Origin of the sequence: Phascolarctobacterium sp., assembly GCF_045124115.1 — a bacterium.
In the GTDB taxonomy this organism is placed as follows: Bacteria; Bacillota; Negativicutes; order Acidaminococcales; family Acidaminococcaceae; genus Phascolarctobacterium_A.
This window is the reverse complement of record NZ_JBGVLF010000022.1, coordinates 26,334-46,342: the sequence shown is the minus strand read 5'-3', so window position 1 is coordinate 46,342 and position 20,009 is coordinate 26,334. Positions and strand designations below refer to the sequence as shown.

21 protein-coding genes are annotated in these 20,009 nt (G+C 45.5%); all 21 read left to right on the top strand.

The features are described from left to right. Positions 1-117 precede the first annotated feature (117 nt). The 21 genes from ACJMM4_RS03465 (at position 118) to mce (ending at position 19,973) form a co-directional block, all read left to right on the top strand. Positions 118-483 carry a YkvA family protein gene (locus tag ACJMM4_RS03465; RefSeq protein WP_405383080.1) on the top strand — a complete coding sequence of 122 codons (366 nt, stop codon included), beginning with the start codon at positions 118-120 and terminating at the stop codon, positions 481-483. Between the two features lie 172 nt (positions 484-655). Continuing rightward, positions 656-1,489 carry a MerR family transcriptional regulator gene (locus ACJMM4_RS03460; protein WP_405383078.1) on the top strand — a complete coding sequence of 278 codons (834 nt, stop codon included), beginning with the start codon at positions 656-658 and terminating at the stop codon, positions 1,487-1,489. A gap of 229 nt (positions 1,490-1,718) precedes the next feature. Beyond that, positions 1,719-3,197, top strand: a complete 1,479-nt coding sequence (locus ACJMM4_RS03455) for a UbiD family decarboxylase (protein ID WP_405383076.1) — start codon at positions 1,719-1,721, stop codon at positions 3,195-3,197. Positions 3,198-3,212: 15 nt separating this feature from the next. Then, complete coding sequence (locus ACJMM4_RS03450) at positions 3,213-4,598, top strand: SLC13 family permease (protein WP_405383074.1); 1,386 nt, start codon at positions 3,213-3,215, stop codon at positions 4,596-4,598. Between the two features lie 27 nt (positions 4,599-4,625). Further along, on the top strand, positions 4,626-5,189 hold the full coding sequence (locus ACJMM4_RS03445) for a UbiX family flavin prenyltransferase (RefSeq protein ID WP_405383072.1): 564 nt from the start codon (positions 4,626-4,628) through the stop codon (positions 5,187-5,189). Between the two features lies 1 nt (position 5,190). Further along, on the top strand, positions 5,191-5,565 hold the full coding sequence (locus ACJMM4_RS03440; RefSeq protein WP_405383070.1) for a hypothetical protein: 375 nt from the start codon (positions 5,191-5,193) through the stop codon (positions 5,563-5,565). 249 nt (positions 5,566-5,814) lie between these two features. After that, on the top strand, positions 5,815-6,171 hold the full coding sequence (locus tag ACJMM4_RS03435) for a DRTGG domain-containing protein (protein WP_405383068.1): 357 nt from the start codon (positions 5,815-5,817) through the stop codon (positions 6,169-6,171). 1 nt (position 6,172) lies between these two features. After that, complete coding sequence (locus ACJMM4_RS03430; RefSeq protein WP_405381700.1) at positions 6,173-6,616, top strand: ATP-binding protein; 444 nt, start codon at positions 6,173-6,175, stop codon at positions 6,614-6,616. A 21-nt stretch (positions 6,617-6,637) separates the two neighbouring features. Continuing rightward, positions 6,638-8,011, top strand: a complete 1,374-nt coding sequence (locus tag ACJMM4_RS03425) for a [Fe-Fe] hydrogenase large subunit C-terminal domain-containing protein (protein WP_405383066.1) — start codon at positions 6,638-6,640, stop codon at positions 8,009-8,011. Further along, on the top strand, positions 8,001-8,348 hold the full coding sequence (locus tag ACJMM4_RS03420; protein WP_405383064.1) for a serine kinase: 348 nt from the start codon (positions 8,001-8,003) through the stop codon (positions 8,346-8,348). Before ACJMM4_RS03425 ends, ACJMM4_RS03420 begins: the two co-directional genes overlap by 11 nt. A gap of 1 nt (position 8,349) precedes the next feature. After that, on the top strand, positions 8,350-9,126 hold the full coding sequence (locus tag ACJMM4_RS03415) for a PHP domain-containing protein (protein ID WP_405383062.1): 777 nt from the start codon (positions 8,350-8,352) through the stop codon (positions 9,124-9,126). A 111-nt stretch (positions 9,127-9,237) separates the two neighbouring features. Then, positions 9,238-9,747 (top strand): NADH-quinone oxidoreductase subunit NuoE, encoded by a 510-nt coding sequence (nuoE, locus tag ACJMM4_RS03410; protein WP_405383060.1) that lies wholly within the window; start codon positions 9,238-9,240, stop codon positions 9,745-9,747. Between the two features lies 1 nt (position 9,748). Beyond that, entirely contained in the window at positions 9,749-10,306 is a 558-nt protein-coding gene (locus ACJMM4_RS03405) for an ATP-binding protein (protein ID WP_405383058.1), read from the top strand. Beyond that, positions 10,303-10,674: a (2Fe-2S) ferredoxin domain-containing protein gene (locus ACJMM4_RS03400; protein ID WP_405383056.1), complete on the top strand. Its 372-nt coding sequence runs from the start codon at positions 10,303-10,305 to the stop codon at positions 10,672-10,674. Before ACJMM4_RS03405 ends, ACJMM4_RS03400 begins: the two co-directional genes overlap by 4 nt. A 22-nt stretch (positions 10,675-10,696) precedes the next feature. Continuing rightward, positions 10,697-12,487 (top strand): NADH-quinone oxidoreductase subunit NuoF, encoded by a 1,791-nt coding sequence (gene nuoF, locus ACJMM4_RS03395; protein ID WP_405383054.1) that lies wholly within the window; start codon positions 10,697-10,699, stop codon positions 12,485-12,487. Positions 12,488-12,500: 13 nt separating this feature from the next. Next, entirely contained in the window at positions 12,501-14,228 is a 1,728-nt protein-coding gene (locus ACJMM4_RS03390) for an NADH-dependent [FeFe] hydrogenase, group A6 (RefSeq protein ID WP_405383052.1), read from the top strand. A 437-nt stretch (positions 14,229-14,665) separates the two neighbouring features. Then, positions 14,666-16,186 (top strand): succinate CoA transferase, encoded by a 1,521-nt coding sequence (locus ACJMM4_RS03385; protein WP_405383050.1) that lies wholly within the window; start codon positions 14,666-14,668, stop codon positions 16,184-16,186. A gap of 220 nt (positions 16,187-16,406) precedes the next feature. Further along, positions 16,407-18,056 carry a methylmalonyl-CoA mutase gene (locus tag ACJMM4_RS03380; RefSeq protein ID WP_405383048.1) on the top strand — a complete coding sequence of 550 codons (1,650 nt, stop codon included), beginning with the start codon at positions 16,407-16,409 and terminating at the stop codon, positions 18,054-18,056. Positions 18,057-18,090: 34 nt separating this feature from the next. Then, the gene (locus ACJMM4_RS03375; RefSeq protein ID WP_009145655.1) at positions 18,091-18,480 is read left to right on the top strand and encodes a cobalamin B12-binding domain-containing protein; all 390 of its coding nucleotides are present in this window, start codon (positions 18,091-18,093) and stop codon (positions 18,478-18,480) included. A gap of 87 nt (positions 18,481-18,567) precedes the next feature. Further along, on the top strand, positions 18,568-19,506 hold the full coding sequence (gene meaB / locus ACJMM4_RS03370) for a methylmalonyl Co-A mutase-associated GTPase MeaB (protein ID WP_405380860.1): 939 nt from the start codon (positions 18,568-18,570) through the stop codon (positions 19,504-19,506). 35 nt (positions 19,507-19,541) lie between these two features. Next, the gene (gene mce / locus ACJMM4_RS03365) at positions 19,542-19,973 is read left to right on the top strand and encodes a methylmalonyl-CoA epimerase (protein ID WP_405380864.1); all 432 of its coding nucleotides are present in this window, start codon (positions 19,542-19,544) and stop codon (positions 19,971-19,973) included. The last annotated feature ends 36 nt before the right edge of the window (positions 19,974-20,009 follow it).

The following is a 20,009-nucleotide window of genomic DNA, read 5'->3' as shown; positions in this document are numbered from 1 at the left end:
TTTTTGTGAAGCGCTTGTAATTTTATTGCCTAGCGGTTACAATACTTTTGAAAAGGCAAAAAGTCAAACAATAATGGTCTAGATGATTTATAGATAAGTGGTGAAAGGAAGAAGAATATGGCAGCACAAGAAGTTGAAAGTAAAGAATTGCAAAAGTACGAAGCACATTACAGCGAAAAAGGGCTAGGCGAAAAGGTGTTGAAGTATGCAAAAACCGCCGGCAAAGAAGTAGTATACAAGGTATTCCAACTGTGGTTCGTCCTGCAGAAACCGGAAGTTCCTACCAAAGTTAAAGCGGTAATCATGGGTACCTTGGGCTATTTTATCGCGCCTTTGGATTTGATTCCTGACGTGGCAGCAGGCGTTGGTTATACGGATGATGCTTCCGTCATCGCTTTCGCTTTAGTATATGCATCTATGTATATTGATGACGAAGTTAATGCTAAAGCTCAACAAAAGGTGGATAGTATTTTTGGTAACTAAATATTTACGCTAGACGTCGGATGTTCTGCCGACGTCTTTTTTATTAGCTGCTGTATAGTAACTATATAAGGCGATAAAATTTTTCGGTAGGTGTATTGTAACAATACAGTGAATTTCGTGATACAATAGGATTAAAGTATGTGAGCGGAATATTCAATTGGGAGGGGTAATAATGGATAATTTGATTGCAATCAGCGAAATGGCAAAACTGTATGGCATTACTAGGCAGACGTTAATTTATTATGATGAAATCGGTCTATTTAAGCCTGTGCAAGTTGATGAAAAAGGTTATCGTTACTACAGTGTCAGACAGGTACCTTATTTGCGAGAGATATGTTTTCTTAAATCAATTGGCGTAGGGTTAAAGGATATAGTGGAGCATTTTCGGGAGCGAAGCGCAAGTAAGGAAATGCAGCTTTTATTGGAGCAAAGAACGAAGATTCTACAGGAGCTCTCGCGTTTAAATAAGTTGCGCAACTCTATAAGCCAACGCATTAGGCTTTATGAGCAGTCTGTTGAGGCAGAAGCAGGTAAACTTCGGGAACCGTTTATGCATACCAGAACTCCGAAAAGAGTGCTTTTTAAGGAATATGTGCAACCAATAAATAGGGAAAACCTACACATTACAGTTATGACCTTGTGGCGACAGGTCTTTCAAAAGGAACTGGTACCATGCAGTGGTTTTGGTTCGCTCTTTCGCAAAGATGATGTGTTAAATCATCAGGCTTTAGCTAGTGCCGGTAGCTGCTTATTTCTACCTGTTTGGAATAACGATTATCCAGAGAGCTTTGTACTGGAACCCTGTGAATGTGCGTGCATGTATAAATACGGAATGCCCTATGATACGGAAAGCATAGAGATACTTATGGACTGGATTGATATGAACGGGTATGAGTTGTGTGGTGATATTTTAGATACTTGTTTGCTTGATACTACATTTTATAAAGATGAGACGACAATGGATTACTGCTTGCTGGAGGCACCTGTACGACCAAAAAGCTTGTAATGTAACCATAAGGGAGGACTGCTGCGGCAGTCCTTTTTATTTTCTCGCTAGTTACAATATAGAAACTTTACTTGATGTTTACACTTTTTCTCTAAAGTTAGCGCAAATGATGATGGTGAAACTATTGACTGTAAAGTTGCTTTACAGGATAGGCTATGACCATAGGAAGCGCAACCTAAGAATTAAAGAGAATTTCTAGTAACCAATCTAGTAAAGGAGGCCAAATAAAATGGCAAAAGAAATTATTGATTTAAGAACTGCGTTAGAAGCATTGGAAGAAATTCCCGGTCAATTAGTAAGTACTGATGTAGAAGTTGATCCCTCTGCTGAATTGGCTGGAGTTTATCGTCATGTTGGTGCAGGCGGAACTGTTGCTCGCCCGACTAAAACTGGTCCGGCCATGATGTTTAATAATGTTAAAGGTCATCCCGGTGCTAAAGTTGTAATCGGTATGTTGGCTGACCGCAAGCGTGTAGCAACTCTACTGAACACCAAACCGGAAAAGCTTGGCTTCCTGCTTCGTGATTCTGTGAAGAATACTATTGATCCTGTGGTTGTAGGTGCTGACAAAGCTAAATGTCAAGAAGTAGTTTATCGTGCTGAAGATGAAGGCTTTGATATCCGTAAGCTGATTCCTGCTCCGACCAATACTCCTGAAGATGCAGGCCCGTATGTAACTTTGGGTATGTGCTACGCTCATGATGTAGAAACCGGTGAATCCGATGTAACCATCCACCGTCTGTGCCTGCAAAGTAAGGACGAAATTTCTATGTTCTTTACTCCCGGCGCGCGTCATTTAGGCGCTATGCGTGAAAAAGCTGAGGCAATGGGCAAACCCTTGCCGATTTCCATTAGCATCGGTGTTGATCCTGCTATCGAAATTGCTGCTTGCTTTGAACCGCCTACCACTCCCTTTGGTTTTAACGAACTTTCCATTGCCGGTGCTATTCGCGGCAAAGCAGTGGAACTGGCTCCTTGCTTGACTATTGATGAAAATTGCATCGCAAATGCGGAATACGTAATTGAGGGCGAATTGCTGCCTAACGTGCGTGTACGTGAGGACCAAAACAGCAATACTGGCAAAGCAATGCCTGAATTCCCCGGTTACACCGGTCCTGCAGTACAAGAACTGCCTGTTATTAAAGTAAAATGTGTAACCACTCGTAAAAATCCCATTATGCAAACTTGCATTGGTCCTTCCGAGGAGCATGTAAATATGGCTGGTATTCCTACTGAAGCTTCCATTATTGATATGGTGGAACGCGCAATGCCCGGTCGTCTGCAGAACGTATATGCAGCTTCTCCCGGTGGCGGTAAATTCTTAGCTGTTATGCAATTCAAAAAGAGCGTTCCTTCTGACGAAGGCCGTCAACGTCAAGCTGCTTTGTTAGCCTTCTCTGCTTTCTCTGAGTTAAAACAAGTCATCTTAGTTGACGAAGACGTTGATATTTTCGACATGAATGATGTTATGTGGGCTATGACTACCCGTATGCAGGCTGATGTAGATGTAATTACCATTCCCGGTGTACGTTGCCATCCTTTGGATCCTTCTAATGATCCTAGTTGCAGTTGGACTATTCGTGACCACGGTATCGCTTGCAAAACTATCTATGATGCTACTGTTCCCTTTAAAGAAAAACATCGTTTCCACAGAGCTAAATTTATGGAAGTGGATCCCAAACATTGGCTCCCTGATTTCGAAGCGTAAGCGAGGTAGCAATCGATGGGAAAAAATAAAGGTATTATCGGTTTCGTGTTGGGGATCATCGTTGCCGTTGCCCTTTACTTCACTAATATCCCCGGTTTGAGTCATGAAGGTCATTTATGTTTGACCTTCTCTCTGATGACAGTAATATTTTGGGCTTTTGGTATTGCCCAACCGGGTTATACTTCCGGTCTGTACTTATTGCTTTTGGCGGTGTTCAAGGTAGCAGAGCCTACCTTGATTTTCTCCACTTGGACAACATCTATGATGTACTTAATCATAGGTGCATACCTGATAGCTGTAGCGGTAAAAGAATCTGGTTTGGGTGAACGCATTGCCTATTGGTATATCGGTAAGTATGTAACCAATTTTAAGAGCATTATTGTTTCAATTTTTGCTCTGACATTTATTTTGGCTTTGTTGATTCCGCATCCTTGGCCTCGTGCTTTTCTGATTATGTCCGTTATGGCTGTAGTTGTGAAAAGTGCTAATATTCCCCATGAAGATGCTGTAAAGATTGGCTTTAGCGTATTCACCGCTTCCATCCCTGTATCAATGATTTTCTTGACAGGTGATGCATCTATCAACCCCTTAGCTGCAGCAAGCTGTGCTCCTGAACCGGTTGGTTGGATGACTTGGTTTAAGGTTATGGGCGTACCTATGGCAGTAACCAGTCTGATTACCATGGTTATGATAATGTATCTCTTTAAACCTTCTAAAGAAGTATCCGTTAATAAGGCAGATATCGCTGCTAAACAAGCTGAAATGGGTCCTATGAGCGGTAAAGAAAAACGTACTGCATTCTGGGTTGTGTTGGCGATTATTTTGTGGATGACAGATACTATTCATGGTGTAGATATTGGTTGGGTAACGTTGTTTATTGCAGTTATGATGGCTATGCCTAAGGTTGGCGGCATCCTTACTCCGGGAAGCTGGGGCGGTGTACCTGTACAAACACTGTTATTCCTTACCGCTGCAGTAGCTGTTGGTCGTGTAGGCGGTGCTACCGGTATGAACGCATGGATTGCGAAAACCTTGCTTCCTGGCAGTGTTCCTGAGAATATGTTTGTACTGGCAGGCTTTATTACCCTGATTTCCATTGTCATCCATATGTGCTTTGGCAGCGTAATCGCAGTTATGGGTATCGTTATTCCGGCTATGCTGGCATTCACCCAACCTATGGGAATGACCACGATTATTCCGGTGATGATTGCCTATACTGCTATCAACTGTCACTTCATCCTTCCTTTCCACAATCTTGCGATTTTGGTTGGTATGGGCGAAGAAAATGGCATGTATTCTGAAAAAGAGTGTATTCGTTTTGGCGTTCCCTTTACAGTAGTTCTATTTATCTTGACCTGTATAATTGAAATTCCTTGGTGGAAGATTATCGGGTTGTGGTAAATTTTCCAAAGAGAAAGGAGCAGTTATATGCGTCTGATTGTAGGAATTTCCGGTGCCAGTGGTGTTGTGCTGGGCTATGAGATGCTCAAAGTATTGCGTCAGTTGCCTGATATTGAAATTCATTTAGTAGTTTCAGAAGGTGCAATTAAAAACTTTAAATGCGAAACAGACCTGCAGCTGGCGCAGGTGACTGCTCTGGCTCATTATGTACACGATAATAAAAATATGGCAGCCTCCATCTCCAGTGGGTCGTTTAAAACAGATGGTATGATTGTCATTCCCTGCAGTATGAAAACTGTGGCCGGTATTGCCGCTGGTTATGCAGATAATTTATTGCAGAGAGCAGTGGATGTCTGCTTGAAGGAAGGACGCAAAGTAGTGCTTGTCCCTCGGGAGATGCCTTTAAGCAGGATCCATCTGCGCAATATGAAGGAAGCAGCCGATTATGGCTGTATTATGGTCCCGCCTATGCTTACTTTTTATAATGGCGCAAATTCTGTAGAGAAGCAGGTGCAGCATATCGTCGGCAAAGTATTGATGCAGTTTGGTATTGATTATAAAGAGTTTGTGGCTTGGCAGGGGGCGGAATAAAATGAAAACCTACAGCTTTAGTAGCGGTACAGGTTCCCATAAAGTAGAGGGTCAGTTAACTTTATGCGGAAATGACATCTGCTTAAATATTGGTGGTGGGACATTGCACCATATTGGAGCAGTTGCTGTAGCAGAACCGCGAGAAAGTTTGAAAGGCAATGGCGAGCTTTCAGCTAGCTGTAGTACCTTGTGCATGCTGGGGCACAAAGACGATATGTTAGCTAGGGAGTGTGCTCTAAGTTTGGCAGCTTATACAGGTTGCCGTACAGTGGTTACTGTTGGACTGCATGTTGATAAGGCAGAGCAACAAGATATACAAATGCTTACAGAAAAATTTTGGCAGTTAGTAGATGAATGCAAACAGCTGTTGAAATAAAAATCCTCCTTTTTATGACGTCGGACGTTGAGGTGCCGACGTCTTTTTTTATTTATAGCCTTCGTAATGTAACGAGTGTTACAAAGAAAAGCTTTTTGCACGCTATGGAAAAAGAAAATTATGGCAGTTAGGCTATCTTTGTTTACATATCACCATAAACAGAGTAGAATAAAATAGAAGTAGTATTCATGAAATGCAAAGAAAAGCTTGCTTTAGAATAACCTATTAACGTAATGGGGAGAGATGTGTATGAAGCTAAAGGATGTACAGAAGCTGCTGGATGCTAAGGTACTGACAGGTGAAGATTTGTTAGAGCGCCCTGTTGAGTCCTGCTGTGGCAGCGATATGATGAGTGATGTACTGGCCTTTACCAAAAGTAATACCTTGCTGTGTACGGGACTAACCAATATGCAGGTAGTACGTACTGCCGAAATGACGGAGCTGAGCGCTTTAGTTTTTGTACGTGGTAAAGTTCCTGATGAAGATATTGTGGCAGAGGCTGCCGAAAATGGCTTTCCGGTATTGGTAACAGAGCACACTCTCTTTGAAGCGTGCGGTATTTTATACGCTGCAGGCATCAAAGGGTGCAGTAAACGAGGTAAATAACATGAGTGATACAAATTCTGTGAAATTGGCTTTTGACTGTGTGGGCGGAGATTTTGAGCGTGCAGGTGAAGCGTCCTCTAAAATCAAAAAAATGCTCCAACGCTTGGGTATTCCTGCGGACTGCGTCCGCCGTATTGCCATTGGTACTTACGAAGCGGAGATGAATGTTATTATCCATGCAGGCGGTGGTAATGTGGCAGCGGAAGTTTTCCCTGATAAGACAGTCATCACTGTTAGCGACCACGGCCCCGGTATCCCTGATATTAATAAAGCATTGCAGGAAGGTTGGTCCACTGCGCCTGATTATGTGCGCCAAATGGGTTTTGGCGCCGGCATGGGCTTGCCTAATATGCAAAAATGTTCCGATGATTTTGATATCCAGTCCCAAGTTGGTGAAGGCACGACCATCGTGATGAAATTCAATCACCAAAGTGAGGATTTATAATAGAGAGTGAGGTGATACGCATTGGCACCTGCAAAATATTATCATTCAGTACAGCTACAAAGCGATAAATGTCAGGGCTGCGTATCCTGCGTTAAATTATGTCCTACAGAGGCTATTAGGGTGCGGAACGGCAAAGCAGAAATTTTAGGGGATCGCTGTATTGACTGCGGTGCCTGCGCTGCAGGCTGTCCTTACCATGCCTTTACTGTGCAGACGGATACTTTGGAAGGTTTGGCACAATATGCTTATAATATTGTTTTGCCCGCTCCTTCCCTGTATTCTCAATTTCCTGCCAATGTGCCTTTAGAGGATATTTGGCAAGGGTTGCACAATTTGGGCTTTGACGAAATATTTGATGTTTCCTTGGCTTCTGAATATATTGCTAAAGAAATAGAAACGTATTTAAAAAATTATACAGGCGGACGTAAACCCTTGATTTCCAGCACCTGTCCTGCGGTAATGCGCTTGATTCAGGTCAAATTCCCGGAGCTTATTAAGCAGGTTGTGCCTGTGCTGGCACCGGCGGAGGCAGCAGCGGTTTACGTAAAAAGAGAGGCGGCAGCCCGCAAACATTTGCCGGAAGGATTGATTGGCGTTTGGTTCATTTCTCCCTGTCCCTCGAAAGAAACCAATATCCGCCAGTCCGTAGACGTACAGCAAACTGCTCTTAATGGTAGCTTCAGCTTGAGCGAAATTTACGGCTTGCTATTGAAAAATATGGGTGGCGACAAGGATCTTAATGTACGCACCGGTTCTTCCTATGGTTTAGGTTGGGGTGCCTATGGTGGCGAGCTTGCTTCCGCAGGTATTACCAACGGCCTTGCTGTTCATGGCATTGCTAATGTTTATGAAATTCTAGAGCAGATTTCCATGAACAAAATGCCCCAGCTGGACTATGTAGAATGTCACGCCTGCCAAGGTGGTTGCTTGGGCGGTATTTTGGCAGCGGAAAACAAATTTGTGGCAGAGTGCAATCTGCGCCAACGGATTACGAATTTGCGTAACCAAGAGCCTGCGTCCCGTCAGGAGACTATGGCTAAAACTATGGTTTTGGCAGATTTCCCTGCTTCCGCAGCTTATCGCAAAAAGCTAGTACCGCGTCCTATGATGCAGCTTGATGATGACATTATGGAAGCGATGAAGAAGTTTGAACGCATGGAAGAAGTGCTCTGCGCTCTCCCGGGATTGGACTGCGGTGCCTGCGGTGCGCCAAGCTGTCAAGGTTTGGCAGAGGATATAGTCCAAGGCAAGGCCCACGAAATTGATTGTATTTTTAAACTGCGCGCCAGCGTACATAAGCTTTCCCAAGGTATGTTGGAGTTGGCTAAGCAGATACCCATATACCACGAACCTAAGATTTTGAATAATACGGAGGATGATGATTATGAAGGTTAAAGAGATGATTGATGCTTTAAATTTAAAGCTGTTGACGAAGGATGTTTCTGAAGATGCACTGTATGCTGATGTGGAAGGCGGTTATGCTTCCGATTTGTTGAGCAATGCTATGGGCCAAGCAAAGCCCGGCGAAGTATGGGTAACCATGCAAGGTCATCAAAATGTGGCTGCAGTTGCTTCCCTGATCGGTTTGTCTGCCGTTATTGTTGCCGGTGACGGTCCCGTTGCTGAAGACACTCTGCACAAGGCTAATATGAATGATGTAGTAGTTTTAGCTACGGAAGAACCTGCTTTCAGCGTTATTGGCAAGTTGTATGATTTGGGCGTAGGCAAATAAAATGTTGCAGGTGTTGGCGGATTTTCATGTGCACACCTTGCTTTCACCCTGTGCTGAGGTGGAAATGACGCCCCATCATATATTATTGCGGGCAGCGGAGTTTGGCATTGGCGCTGTGGCCATTACGGACCACAATGCCAGCGCCAATGTTGCTGCAGCTATAGAGCTCAGTGAGCAGTATGGTGTTAAAGTTTTTCCCGGTATGGAGGTAGAGTGTGCCGAAGAAGCCCATCTGGTGGTGCTTTTCGATACGTTGGAGCAGCTTGCGTCTTGGCAGGCTGTGGTGGACAAGCACATGAACGGCATGATGAATGATGCTGATAAATTTGGTGCCCAATACGTGGTGGATGCTGAGGACGAATTAGTACGAGTAGAGGAGCGGATGCTGCTTGCTCCTTTGTGTCTTACGGCGGCTCAAGTAGTGGAAAAAGTCACTGCTTTGGGCGGATTGGTGCTTGCTGCCCATGTTGATAAGCCTGCCTATAGTTTGGTGGGGCAGCTGGGCTTTATTGAACCCGATTCCGGTTTAGCGGCAGCGGAGATTTCTACTGCAGGTTGGCAAAAGGGCTGCCAAGCACGTTGGCAGCGGTTGACAGGTTTTCTGCCTTTCGTTACCGATTCCGATGCCCATAATATTTTAGATTTTATTCAAGGCCCCAAAAATCTTTTGGCGGTGGAAGAGCTGACTATTGCAGAAGTACGCAAGGCTTTGCAGAGCAGCGAAGGAAGAAGTCTAACAGCAGGAAAATTTTCAGACTACTTAGAAGAATTGTTATAATAGTATATACTAAATATATTAAAACCACGTAAATAATGTTGTTTAAAATGTAATGTGATGTTATAATCTTTCTAGAAACCATATTCCTAGTTTGTTATGAGGAGGAACATTATGACTACAGATACCAATCGTTTGGAGCGTAAATGCAGCTGCTGTGGCGGAGATAATCCGGAAAAAGTGCGCATTGATGCTATTTTAGACAAGTACAAAGATGTTAAAGGGCCGTTGATTCCTATTCTGCAGGATGTACAGAACTTGTACAATTATTTGCCCAAGGATGTATTGGAGTACATTGCTAAGAAAACAGGGACGCCTATTTCTGAAATCTATGGCGTAGTAACCTTCTATTCTTTGTTCCACCTTAACCCCAGAGGTCGCAACATTATCCGCGTGTGTCAAGGTACTGCCTGCCACGTTCGTGGAGGCAAAACGATTCTGCAGGCGTTGGAAAAGCAGCTGGGTATTAAGGCTGGCCACACCACTGATGACCTGCGCTTTACTTTGGAAACAGTAGCCTGCATTGGTGCCTGCGGTTTGGCGCCTGTTATGCAGATTAACGAAGATACCCATGGCCGCTTGACTACGGATAAATTGGCAGGCATTTTGGAAAGGTATAAATAAAATGCGGGAACTGTCACTGCACATTCTAGACATTGCGCAAAATTCCGTCAGGGCGGGTGCCAAGCATATAACCATCAGCATCAATGAAAACGAGGGAGGCTTCTTCGTCTTCCGTATTCTTGATGATGGCTGTGGTATGGATGCAGATATGCTGCGTAAGGTGCGGGATCCTTTTGTAACTACGCGCACTACCCGTAAGATAGGTTTGGGGATTCCCTTTGTGGACATGGTTACGCAACAGTGCGATGGCCATTTGGATATAGCTTCCGCTATAGGCAAGGGGACGGAGATAGCTGCTTATTTTACAGCGGGGCATTTGGATATTCCTCCTATGGGGGATTTAGGCTCCAGCATGGCTGTGCTGTTGGCGGGAGCACCGAACATCGACTTGCGTTTTAGCTACACTTCGCCTGTAGGAAGTTTTACCTTTACTACGGAAGAAGTGCGGGAAGTTTTAGGCAGTGACTGCGATTTTGCCAATCCGGAGATTTTTACTTGGGTAGGTCAATATTTAAACCAACAGCTGCAGGCTGTGGCAAGGGGAGGAACAGAGTTATGAAAAGCTTAGCTGATTTGCACGCTTTGCGCGATAAATTAAAAGCAGATATTAAGCTGCGGAAAAATTCCGGTACGAAGATTATCGTAGGCATGGGTACATGCGGTATTGCAGCCGGTGCCAGAGAAGTTATGAAGGCTATATTAGAGGAACTGTCCAAGCGCCATTTGATTGATGTACAGGTACAGCAGACCGGGTGCATTGGTATGTGCGAAAAGGAAGTTCTGGTGGATGTAGTTCGTCCCGGCGAAGCACGCATTACCTACGGTAAGGTTAAACCGGAAGATGTGCCTAAAATTATTGCTGACCATGTGGTAAACGGCCGCATTGTGGAAGAATTGGTTGTAGGCAAAATCGAGCAGGAAGACTGACGGGAGATAGAGGAGGAGAATCATGCATCATATTAGAGCCCATGTACTGGTTTGCGGTGGCACAGGCTGTAAGGCTAACGGTTCCAAGGAAATCCAGTTGGTTTTTGCAAGGGAGCTGCAGCAAAAAGGTTTGTTGGATGAAGTTATGGTGGTAGAAACAGGTTGCCATGGCTTTTGTGAAAACGGTCCTTTAGTAATTGTTTATCCGGAAGGTACTTTCTATTGCAACGTTAAGCCTGAAGATGTACCGGAGATTGTAGAAGAGCATCTGTATAAAGGGCGTATCGTCCAACGTTTGCTGTACAAAGAACCATTAAGCCAGGATCAAATACCACGTTATGATGAGATTGGTTTTTATAAAAAGCAGCATCGTCTGGTTTTAGCCAACTGCGGTGCAATTAACCCTGAAGCTATTGAAGAATACATTGCTGTAGGCGGCTATGAAGCTTTGGCTAAAGCTGTTACGGAGATGACTCCTGAGCAGGTTGTGGATGAAGTTAAGAAGTCCGGTCTCCGCGGCCGTGGTGGCGGCGGTTTCCCCACCGGCATGAAATGGCAGTTTGCTGCTGCTTCCGTCAGCGACAAGAAATATGTCATCTGTAACGCTGACGAAGGCGACCCGGGCGCGTTTATGGATCGTAGCGTTTTGGAAGGCGATCCCCATCGCGTACTGGAGGGTATGGCTGTCTGCGGTTACGCTATTGGTGCGGATGAAGGCTATATTTACGTACGTGCGGAGTATCCTTTGGCTATTAAACGTTTACGTATTGCTATCGCCCAAGCGGAAGAAATGGGGCTCTTAGGCAAGAATATTTTTGGCAGCGGTTTTAGCTTTACTATCCACATTAAAGAAGGCGCAGGCGCATTCGTCTGCGGCGAAGAAACTGCTTTGATGGCTTCCATCGAAGGCAAGCGCGGTATGCCACGTCCCCGTCCGCCTTTCCCTGCGGTTTCCGGATTATGGGGCAAGCCCACTAACATCAACAACGTAGAGACTTTTGCCAATGTAGCCCAAATTATCGTTAATGGTGCAGATTGGTACTGCCAATTCGGTACGGAAAAATCCAAAGGCACGAAAGTTTTCGCCCTTACAGGCAAGATTAATAACACTGGTTTGGCAGAGGTGCCTATGGGTATTACCATGCGTGAGATTATTTACGATATCGGTGGCGGCATCACTAATGGCAAAAAGTTCAAGGCTGTCCAGATTGGCGGTCCTTCCGGTGGCTGTCTGCCTGAAAATATGCTTGATCTGCCGGTTGATTACGATTCCTTGATTGCTGCAGGCGCTATGATGGGCAGTGGCGGTTTGGTAGTTATGGATGAGGATACCTGTATGGTGGATGTAGCTAAGTTCTTCTTGAACTTTACCCAATCCGAATCCTGCGGCAAGTGTACTCCCTGTCGTGAAGGTACCAAGCGTATGTTGGAAATCCTGACGCGAATTACAGAAGGTCAAGGGCGCGAAGGAGATATTGAGCTTTTGGAAAACTTGGCGAAAAACATCAAAGAAACTGCTTTGTGCGGTTTAGGGCAGACTGCGCCTAACCCTGTATTGTCTACTTTGAAATACTTCCGCCATGAATATGAGGCGCATATTAAAGAAAAACGCTGTCCCGCAGGTGTTTGCGAAAAGATGGCAAAATATACTATCTCCGACGCTTGCCGTGGTTGCGGTCTTTGTGCACGCAACTGCCCTGTTCAAGCTATCAGCGGCAAAGTTAAGGAAAAACACGTTATTGATGAAACCAAATGCATTAAGTGTGGTGCCTGCATGGCAGCGTGTCCGTTTAAGGCAATTGTAAAAGGTTAAGGAGGGTCTGAAGATGAAAATGGTAAATTTAACAATTGATGGCCGTCAGATTCAGGCTCCGGCAGGCAGCTCTGTTTTAGAGGCAGCCCGCGCTGCAGGCATTTATATTCCTACTTTGTGCTACCATCCTGATCTGCGTCCTGAAGGCGCTTGCCGTTTGTGCATGGTAGAAGCCAGTGGTGCCTGTACTTTGGTGGCTTCCTGCGTATATCCCGTCAGCGAAGGCATGGTAGTAAAGACTAATACTAATAAAGTACGCGAAGCACGTAAAACCGTCATTGAGCTTTTGCTCACCAACCATCCCAAGGATTGCCTTTGCTGCCAAAAGAGCGGTGATTGCGAACTGCAAAAGATTGCTGCTGATTTGGGCGTACGCAAACTACGCTTTGAGGGCGGTGAAAGCAAGACACGTACCATTGACAACAGCAATCCTTCCTTAGTACGCGACCAAGAGAAGTGTATTCTTTGCGGCCGTTGCATCCGCGTTTGCCGCGATGTCCAAGGGATGAATGTCTATAGCTTTGCAGGACGCGGCTTTAACACTATTGTTTCTACAGCTTTTGAGCATGACTTGCTCAATTCCCAATGCAGCTATTGTGGCCAATGTGCCAGCGTTTGTCCTACAGGCGCCATTGTGGAGAAGGATGACACGGATAAGGTTTGGAATGCCATTAACGATGATAGCAAAGTTGTTATTGTCCAAACTGCGCCTGCAGTACGTGTAGCCTTGGGCGAAGAATTGGGTCTGCCTGCAGGCTCCATCGTTACCGGTAAAATGGTAACTGCACTGCGCCAACTGGGCTTTGACAAAGTATTCGATACTAATTTCTCCGCGGATTTGACCATTATGGAAGAAGGGCATGAGTTCCTCCAGCGTTTGCAAAATGGCGGGGTACTGCCTATGATTACTTCCTGCAGCCCCGGTTGGGTCAATATGATTGAGATGAAGTATCCTGAGTTGTTGCCACATCTTTCTACTGCTAAATCACCCCAGCAGATGTTTGGCGCTGTAGCAAAAACTTATTATGCTGAACATGCAGATATTGATCCTGCCAAGATTTTTAGTGTATCCGTAATGCCATGTACAGCGAAAAAGGCGGAAGCTGCTAGGGAAGAAATGTGCGCTAGCGGTTATCGCGATGTGGACGTGGTTATTACTACCCGCGAGCTGGGGCGTATGATTCGCGAAGCAGGTATTGATTTTGCTTCTTTACCCGAAAGTCAATATGATTCTCCTTTAGGCACAGGTACCGGTGCAGCAGTGATTTTTGGCACCACTGGTGGTGTAATGGAAGCAGCGTTGCGTACAGTGGCAGATGTAGTTAGCGGGGAAGACCTGCCTAAGCTGGAATATCACGAAGTGCGCGGTATGGAGCAGACTCGTGAAGCTGTGGTGGATGTAGCAGGTACTCAAGTAAAATTAGCAATCTGCCACACTCTTGGCGCAGCCAAAAAGATGTTGGACCGTATCAAAGCAGGTACTGCCGACTACCATTTTATTGAGGTAATGGCTTGTCCGGGCGGCTGTATTGGTGGTGGCGGCCAACCGATTCCGGTAGACGCATCCATCAGAAAACAGCGCCGTGAAGCCCTGCTTACCTGCGATAGTACAAGCGAATTACGAAAATCGCACGAAAACCCCGAAATAAAAACTCTTTATGATACTTGGCTTGGCGAACCTCTCTCTGAGAAATCACATCGTTTACTCCATACGCACTATAAGCCGCAAAATCGCGATTAGTCCTGCCTATACAAGACAAAAAAACGAAGAAATAAAGGGTAAACTAGAGAGAAATAAAAAAATTGTAAAGAAAAAGCTTGCCACGTTACAATTTTATTGGTATTATATATCTCGTTGGGCGTTGTCCTCCGACGTATACCTTGGCCTTGCCGAGCTGGCAAGTAGGAATTTTTTTCCGAAAACTGGTGAATTTGTTGACAAAATGTGTTATAATTGTAGCAGAAAGGCAAGGAAAAATAATAAAAATAATTCCTCAGATAGCAGGAGATTTTCTTGCTATGTCGAAAAGACTATATAGTCAAGTATGAAGCTTTTGTGAAATGCTTGGCGCAAGGCAATACCTTGTCTGGGGTTTCTGAACGGGAACTGCAGGCGAGTTATACGCAAAGGGGAAACCCTTATAAAACAATGTCCTAATTATAAGGAGGAAGGTAAAAATGATCGACATTAAAGATCGCATTTGTGACGCAGTAGCTGGTCTGGTTACTACCGCTGAAGCTGCTGCAGAATTAGTAAAAGATGGTGACAACGTAGGTACTTCCGGCTTTACTCCGTCCGGCTATCCGAAAGCTGTTCCTCTGGCACTGGCTGAAAAAGGCAAAAAAACTCCTTTCAAAATCAACGTTTGGACCGGCGCATCTGTAGGCCCCGAAATGGACACCGCAATGACCCAAGCAGGCATCGTTGACCGTCGTATGCCCTATCAAACCAACAACGATATGCGTAAAGCTATCAATGCTGGCCAAGTAAAATACACCGACTTGCACTTGAGCCATGTTGCTCAATTGACTCGTTATGGCTTCATGGCTAACCGTCGCGACGTTGATGTTGCAATCGTAGAAGTTTGCAAAATCATCGACTTGGGCGAAGGCAAAGTTGGTCTGATCCCGACCACCTCCATGGGCAACAGCTCTTCCTATGTTCAATCCGCTAAGACTGTTATCGTAGAAGTTAACACCACTCAACCGGTTGCTCTGGAAGGCATGCATGACTCCTATGTTCCTCTGGATCCTCCGAACCGTCAACCTATTCCTCTGACTCGTCCGGAAGATATCATCGGCACTCCGTACATCCCCTGCGAAATCGCTAAGATTGGTGCAGTTGTTCCTTGCGACATCACCGATAAAGTTCGTCCTCTGGGCGAAATCGATGAAGACGCTCAAAAGATGGGCAAAAACCTGGTAGAATTCTTCAAAGCTGAAGTTGCTGCCGGCCGTCTGCCGAAAAACCTGCTGCCGTTGCAATCCGGCGTAGGCTCCGTTGCTAACGCTGTTATCAATGGCCTGGTTAACTCCGATTTCGAAGACCTGACCGTATTCACCGAAGTTATCCAAGACGGTATGTTTGACCTGATCGACTGCGGCAAACTGCGTGTATGCTCCGGCACCGCACTGAGCCCGTCTCCTGAATGCCTGAAGAAATTCTACGCAAACGTAGACAAATACAAAAAATACATCATCCTGCGTCCGCAAGAAATCGCTAACAGCCCGGAATTGGCTCGTCGTATCGGCGTTATCGCTATGAACACCGCTATCGAAGTTGATATCTATGGCAACGTTAACTCCACCCATATCTGCGGCACCAAACTGATGAATGGTATCGGCGGCTCCGGCGACTATGCTCGTAACGGCTTCCTGACCGTATTCTTCACCACTTCCTTGGCAAAAGGCGGCAAGATCTCCTCTGTTGTTCCGTTCTGCAGCCATATCGACCACACCGAACATGACGTTGACGTTATCGTTTCCGAACGTGGCGTAGCTGACCTGCGTGGTCTGTCCCCGAAAGAACGTGCTCTGGTTATCATTGATAAGATCGCTAACCCGAAATATCAACCGATGCTGCTGGATTACTTCCATCGTGCATGCGAAGCTTGCGGCAACAGCCAAACTCCGCATATCCTGAGCGAAGCTTTCTCCTTCCATACCCGTTTCAACGAAACCGGTACCATGGAAAAATAATTCAAAAACTTGCAAATTAACACTTGAGAAGTTTTTGAAAATAGGTTAAACTATGTTATGTGCTTGGCGGTAGGTGTGAGTCCTATCGCCAAGTATAATAAAAATGTTGACGAAGCCGCAAGGCTTTGCCATATACCGTCTAATGACGGACACTCTCACCGTAATTTCGGATCCGTCCAATCCGGAATATGCAAACCAAATATTTAAGGAGGATTTGAGAATGGCATTTGAAGAAATTAAAGCTGGTTTAGCACAATATCATGCTGACGTAGAAGCTAAACTGGTAAAAAACCCTGAACGCGCAAACTTGGTTCCTAACAGACTGTACACCCCGGTTGATCTTGGTGAAGATTTTGACTACATGACCAAATTGGGCTTCCCCGGTGAATATCCTTACACTCGTGGCGTACAACCCACCATGTATCGTGGCCGTTTCTGGACCATGCGTATGTATGCTGGTTTCTCCACCGCTGAAGAATCCAACAAACGTTATCGTTACCTGCTGGCTAACGGTGGTTCCGGCCTGTCCTGCGCATTCGACCTGCCGACCCAAATCGGTTATGACTCCACCGATCCTATGGCTGAAGGCGAAGTTGGTAAAGTAGGCGTTGCTATCGACTCTCTGGCAGATATGGAAATCCTGTTTGACCAAATCTCTTTGGACAAAGTTTCCACTTCTATGACCATCAACGCTCCTGCATCCGTACTGCTGGCTATGTACATTGCAGTAGCAGAAAAACAAGGCGTTTCCGCTGACAAACTGCGTGGTACCATCCAAAACGATATTCTGAAAGAATATGCTGCTCGTGGCACCTACATTTTCCCGCCGAAACCCTCCATGCGTTTGATCACCAATATTTTCGAATATTGCTCCAAAAACGTACCCCTGTGGAACACCATCTCCATTTCCGGTTACCACATCCGTGAAGCTGGTTCCACCGCTTCTCAAGAAATCGCATTCACCATCGCTGACGGCATCGCTTATGTAGAAGCTGCTATCAAAGCTGGTCTGGACGTTGACGCTTTCGCTGGTCGTCTGTCCTTCTTCTGGAATGCTCACAACAACGTATTGGAAGAAGTTGCTAAATTCCGTGCTTCCCGTCGTGTATGGGCTAAAGTTATGAAAGAACGTTTCGGCGCTAAAAAAGCTAAATCCATGATGCTGCGCGTACATACCCAAACCGCTGGCTCCATGCTGACTGCTCAACAACCGAACAACAACATCGTTCGTGTTGCTCTGCAAACTGCTGCTGCTGTAATGGGTGGTACTCAATCCCTGCACACCAACTCCAAGGACGAAGCTTTGGCTCTGCCGACCACTGAATCCGTAACCATCGCTCTGCGTACTCAACAAATCGTTGCTTACGAATCCGGCCTGGCTGACACCGTTGACCCGTTGGGCGGTTCCTACTATGTAGAAGCTCTGACCGACAAGATCGAAAAAGAAGCTTGGGAATACATTGAAAAGATCGACGAAATCGGTGGCGCTCCTGAAGCAATCGCTAAAGGCTACATCCAAAAAGAAATCCAAGACTCCGCTTACAAATGGCAAATGGAAATCGAAAAAGGCGACCGCATTATCGTTGGCGTTAACAAATTCACCCAAGAGGAAGAACCTCCGAAAAACCTGCTGCGCGTAGATGGCTCTGTAGGCAAACTGCAAGCTGAAAAGATCGCTGCTCTGAAAGCTCGCCGTGACAACGCTAAAGTTGCTGAAACTCTGGCTGCTCTGGAAGCTGGCTGCGCAGACGAATCTGTAAACCTGATGCCTTTGATCCTGGATGCAGTTCGTGCATACGCTACCGAAGGTGAAATCTGCGGCGTTATGAGAAAAGTATTCGGCGAATACCAACCTCATACCACTCTCTAATTCCTAATAACTAACAATACGGAGGTATTTTACAATGGCTAACGTTAAAGTTTTAGTTGCTAAACCGGGTCTGGACGGCCATGACCGCGGTGCTAAAGTTGTAGCTCGTGCTCTGCGCGACGCTGGTTTCGAAGTTATCTACACCGGTATCCGTCTGACCCCGGAACAAATCGCTGAAGCTGCTCTGCAAGACGACGTAAACGTTGTTGCTCTGTCCCTGCTGTCCGGCGCTCACAACACCCTGTTCCCGAAAGTAGTTGAACTGCTGAAAGAAAAAGGTCTGAACGACGTTCTGGTTATCGGCGGCGGCGTTATTCCTGACGCTGACATCCCTGGCCTGAAAGCTGCTGGCATCGCTGAAGTATTCACTCCTGGCACCCCGACCAGCAAAATCGTTGACTTCATCAACGCTAACGTTAAATAATTTTATCCCCTTAAATATAAGTAGCAGACCGGGCTTGTCCCGGTCTGCCTTATAAAATATTCACAATTTGACAAGGCGGTGTGAATTATGGAAATAGTAGATAAATTATTAAGTCATTCTCGTCTTGCATTATCTAAAGCAATCACTGCTGTTGAAAATGAATATGATGACGCTGTCAAGATTATGACAGAAATCTATCCTCATACTGGTAATGCTTATGTAATTGGTATCACTGGCCCTCCGGGTGCTGGTAAAAGTACTCTGACAGATAAACTCGCTAAAGAATACCGTAAACGCGGTAAAACAGTAGGCATCGTAGCGATTGACCCCACTAGCCCGTATTCCGGCGGCGCTATCCTTGGCGACCGTATCAGAATGATGGACCTCATGGCGGATGAAGGTATTTTCGTTCGTTCTATGGCTACCCGTGGCAGCCTTGGCGGCCTGTCTCAAAAAGCAGGTGACGCTGTAAAATTAATGGATGCTTTTGGCATGGACGTAATTATCGTTGAAACCGTAGGCGTAGGCCAATCTGAAGTTGACATTGTTAAGACTGCAGATACTACCATGGTTGTTGTTATCCCTGGTATGGGCGACGATATCCAAGCTATTAAAGCAGGTATACTTGAAATCGGTGACCTTTTCACGATTAACAAAGCTGACCGTGAAGGTACAGACAAGCTCAACATTGAGATTGAAATGATGCTCGAATTAAATCCCGAACATGTTGGCTGGCGTCCTCCGATTAACAGGACCATTGCTAGCAAGGGTGAAGGTATAGAGGCTGTTGTGGACTCCATTGAAGCTCACAAGGCATATTTGATTGACACCGGTAAATTGACTGACATTCGCAAGAAACGCATTAAAAATGAAGTTGAAGCTATGCTCAATGACCGTGTAAATCGCTACATCGACAAGAACGTCATTCAAACGGAAGAATTTGACAACTTGGTTGTTAAAATGCAATCCCGTGAGATTGAGCCGTACTCTGTCGTTGATGATATTGTTGGTAAAGTTTTAAAATAAAACCACCAAAATTGATTTTTTAGGAGGAATTTATTATGGCATTCAAAACTATTTGTGTTGACCATCTTGGTATCGCTTGCGCTGGTACCCTGGAAGAAGCTGCTAAACTGTACACTGAGGTTCTGGGCTTGACCTGCACCGGTACTGAAGAAGTTAAAGAACAAGGCGTTGCTACCGTATTCGTTCCCTGCGGCGAAACCCTGATCGAACTCCTCGTTGACATCACCGAAAACAACGACGGTCCTATCGGCAAATACGTTGCTAAAAACGGCCCTGGCATCCAACATATGGCTCTGCGCGTTGATGACATCAAAGCTGCTATTGCTGACCTGCAAGAAGCTGGCATCAAAATGATCGACAAAGCTCCTCGCAATGGCGCTGGCAAGATGAAAATTGCTTTCGTTCATCCGAAATCTGCTGGCCTGCTGCTCGAACTGTGCCAACCGGCTGCTACCTACGTTGACTAATTAATAGCCTGAGGCTGTTAACATTTAACGTAATTT

What these genes read in the sequence shown, in the direction of transcription:
- ACJMM4_RS03455 (WP_405383076.1), top strand. Translation starts at nt 1,719, where the DNA reads ATGGCAAAAGAAATTATTGATTTAAGAACTGCGTTAGAAGCATTGGAA.
- ACJMM4_RS03420 (WP_405383064.1), top strand. Translation starts at nt 8,001, where the DNA reads ATGAAGGTTAAAGAGATGATTGATGCTTTAAATTTAAAGCTGTTGACG.
- ACJMM4_RS03445 (WP_405383072.1), top strand. Translation starts at nt 4,626, where the DNA reads ATGCGTCTGATTGTAGGAATTTCCGGTGCCAGTGGTGTTGTGCTGGGC.
- ACJMM4_RS03460 (WP_405383078.1), top strand. Translation starts at nt 656, where the DNA reads ATGGATAATTTGATTGCAATCAGCGAAATGGCAAAACTGTATGGCATT.
- nuoE (WP_405383060.1), top strand. Translation starts at nt 9,238, where the DNA reads ATGACTACAGATACCAATCGTTTGGAGCGTAAATGCAGCTGCTGTGGC.
- ACJMM4_RS03415 (WP_405383062.1), top strand. Translation starts at nt 8,350, where the DNA reads ATGTTGCAGGTGTTGGCGGATTTTCATGTGCACACCTTGCTTTCACCC.
- ACJMM4_RS03375 (WP_009145655.1), top strand. Translation starts at nt 18,091, where the DNA reads ATGGCTAACGTTAAAGTTTTAGTTGCTAAACCGGGTCTGGACGGCCAT.
- nuoF (WP_405383054.1), top strand. Translation starts at nt 10,697, where the DNA reads ATGCATCATATTAGAGCCCATGTACTGGTTTGCGGTGGCACAGGCTGT.
- ACJMM4_RS03385 (WP_405383050.1), top strand. Translation starts at nt 14,666, where the DNA reads ATGATCGACATTAAAGATCGCATTTGTGACGCAGTAGCTGGTCTGGTT.
- ACJMM4_RS03440 (WP_405383070.1), top strand. Translation starts at nt 5,191, where the DNA reads ATGAAAACCTACAGCTTTAGTAGCGGTACAGGTTCCCATAAAGTAGAG.
- ACJMM4_RS03400 (WP_405383056.1), top strand. Translation starts at nt 10,303, where the DNA reads ATGAAAAGCTTAGCTGATTTGCACGCTTTGCGCGATAAATTAAAAGCA.
- meaB (WP_405380860.1), top strand. Translation starts at nt 18,568, where the DNA reads ATGGAAATAGTAGATAAATTATTAAGTCATTCTCGTCTTGCATTATCT.
- ACJMM4_RS03435 (WP_405383068.1), top strand. Translation starts at nt 5,815, where the DNA reads ATGAAGCTAAAGGATGTACAGAAGCTGCTGGATGCTAAGGTACTGACA.
- ACJMM4_RS03380 (WP_405383048.1), top strand. Translation starts at nt 16,407, where the DNA reads ATGGCATTTGAAGAAATTAAAGCTGGTTTAGCACAATATCATGCTGAC.
- ACJMM4_RS03465 (WP_405383080.1), top strand. Translation starts at nt 118, where the DNA reads ATGGCAGCACAAGAAGTTGAAAGTAAAGAATTGCAAAAGTACGAAGCA.
- ACJMM4_RS03405 (WP_405383058.1), top strand. Translation starts at nt 9,749, where the DNA reads ATGCGGGAACTGTCACTGCACATTCTAGACATTGCGCAAAATTCCGTC.
- ACJMM4_RS03450 (WP_405383074.1), top strand. Translation starts at nt 3,213, where the DNA reads ATGGGAAAAAATAAAGGTATTATCGGTTTCGTGTTGGGGATCATCGTT.
- ACJMM4_RS03390 (WP_405383052.1), top strand. Translation starts at nt 12,501, where the DNA reads ATGAAAATGGTAAATTTAACAATTGATGGCCGTCAGATTCAGGCTCCG.
- mce (WP_405380864.1), top strand. Translation starts at nt 19,542, where the DNA reads ATGGCATTCAAAACTATTTGTGTTGACCATCTTGGTATCGCTTGCGCT.
- ACJMM4_RS03430 (WP_405381700.1), top strand. Translation starts at nt 6,173, where the DNA reads ATGAGTGATACAAATTCTGTGAAATTGGCTTTTGACTGTGTGGGCGGA.